At 63.4% G+C, this 580-nt stretch carries 2 protein-coding genes; both read right to left on the reverse strand.

Translation table 11 applies throughout. From position 1 onward, the window contains the following. Positions 1-237: NfeD family protein (locus AC1DMY_RS20905; RefSeq protein ID WP_477166759.1), on the reverse strand; the 237-nt coding region annotated here is incomplete at its 3' end. Between the two features lie 152 nt (positions 238-389). After that, the coding region (locus tag AC1DMY_RS20910) for a putative PEP-binding protein (protein ID WP_477166760.1) at positions 390-580 on the reverse strand (191 nt) is incomplete at its 5' end.

Genomic DNA, 580 nt, shown 5'->3' on the forward strand with positions numbered 1-580 from the left:
CGTCGATGCCGTACCCCGACGCAGCGTGCCATAGCGTGTGCGGCGCAAGGCCGCGATACACGCGATGGCTACCAGGGCCGCCGTGACCGTTTGCGCCGGTACACCGAGGCCGGCAAGCGCGGCCACACCACCGGCCGCCACGCCCACGGCGATCATCAGCAGATAGAAGGTGCCCGTCGCCATCTCGGCAATCACCAGCACCACTGCCGCGGCGAACCATATGTAGTAAGACGACATCCCGCTCCTTTTCCCAATAAAAAACCCCCGCCGCGCCATAGGCGCCTGCGGGGGCTGTTGCAACACCTGCCGCAGGGCCGGTGCCACGCGGCGTCCCGGGTTCAGCCGGGCACCGCTTTGGATGAGTTATCGCTATTGTGACGCCAAATGCCTTACGAAGCCAGTTGCTTCCAGGTTTCGACCACCGAATCAGGATTCAGCGAGATCGACTTGATGCCTTCCTTGGCGAGCCACAGCGCGAAATCCGGATGGTCCGAAGGGCCCTGACCGCAGATACCGACGTACTTGTCGAGGCGTAGCGCCGTGGAAATGGCGCGCTGCAGCATGAAGATCACAGCGGGAT

The sequence above is a fragment of the Dyella sp. 01L423 genome (assembly GCF_056399945.1).